The 1,546-nt window shown below is 48.3% G+C and carries 1 protein-coding gene; it reads left to right on the top strand.

Annotated elements, in window-relative coordinates; translation table 11 throughout:
- On the top strand, positions 1 to 1,546 hold a 1,546-nt coding region (locus C7475_RS32685; protein WP_233260050.1), incomplete at both ends, for a condensation domain-containing protein.

Below are 1,546 nucleotides of genomic sequence, written 5' to 3'. Positions count from 1 at the left end.
CCAATGGAAAGCTGGACCGTCGTGCTTTACCACCGGTATCAGGTTTGATCACATCAGTGCGTGCATATGTAGCACCGCGTAACGATACCGAACAAGCCATAGCTAATATCTGGCGCGAGCTGCTGGGAGTGGAACAGGTAAGTGTCTATGATAACTTCTTTGAACTGGGAGGGCATTCGTTGCTGGCAGCAAGGGTAGTTTCCCAGCTGCGTAATGTGCTGGATATAACAGTAAGCATCCGTGATGTTTTCAGTTACCCCGTCCTTTCCGAGCTGTCAGCTTATATCACAAAAGTGGGAGTAGGAGTGCAATTACCCGCTATTGTGCGTGAAGAACGTCCTGCACTTATACCATTGTCGTATTCACAGGAACGTTTATGGTTCATCGATCAACTGGAAGGAAGTACTCATTATCATATCCCTGCTGTGCTTCGTGTAGATGGACGTTTGGATGTATTACGCCTGGAACATGCGTTCCGGCAGGTGTTATTCCGCCATGAAGTATTGCGCAGCGTCATGCTGGAAGTAGAAGGTACTGCTTGTCAGCAGGTGCTGTCAGACGGTGGTTGGTCATTAGGTTATCGCCGTATTGAAGGCGCTTGCCAGGGAAGTGGTCATGTGGCAGTACAGGAGTTTGTGGATCGTCCGTTTAGCCTGTATTCAGATTACATGCTACGTGCCGAGGTACAGGAGTATGCGAATGAAGAACAATTGCTGGTGGTGGTACTACATCATATAGCAGCAGATGGTTGGTCTATGCCACTACTCGTGCAGGAACTGGTGCAGTTGTATAAAGGCAAACAAGATCATCTGCCTGCATTGAGCGTTCAATATGCAGACTATGTCTTATGGGAACGCCGTCACCTTAATGGGCCGTTGCTGGAAGAAGGGCTAGCATATTGGCAGTCGCAGTTATCCGGAGCCGGAGTGCTGGAACTTCCATCCGATCGTTCCCGTAGTGCTTCTACAGGTCATGCCGGTAGCCGTTGTTACAGTGAGCTGGATGGGGAACTGCTGTCCGGACTGGAGCAACTGAGCAGTCAGGAAGGGGTAACACTGTACATGACCTTATTGAGCGCCTTCAAGGTGCTCTTATACCGTTATAGTGGTCAGAGCGATATTAGTGTAGGAAGTCCGGTAGCCAATCGTAATCATCATGAGATAGAAAATCTGATCGGCATTTTTATAAATACTGTTGTCTTACGCACGGAGTTGTCCGGAGAGGAGTCTTTCCGGAGCCTGTTAAGTCGTGTCCGTCAGCTTACCGTAGATGCTTATCAGTATCAGCATATCCCGTTTGAGAAGGTGGTTGTGCAGCAGGGATTATCCGTAAATGGCAGCCGTCATCCTTTATTCCAGGTGATGTTTGTCTTACAACACGAGTCCGCACAACAGCAACTGGTGTTATCAGAAGATGCGGTTTTGTCTTATGAAGCGGTTGTATCAGAGACTTCCAAATTTGATCTGACACTGGAGGCCCGTATAACTGACGGGGGGCTGAAGCTTGTTATAGAATACAATACAGACCTGTTTGATGCAGCACGAAT

The sequence above is a fragment of the Chitinophaga sp. S165 genome (assembly GCF_003182155.1).
Taxonomy (GTDB): domain Bacteria; phylum Bacteroidota; class Bacteroidia; order Chitinophagales; family Chitinophagaceae; genus Chitinophaga.
This window is presented reverse-complemented; position numbering and strand designations above follow the sequence as displayed.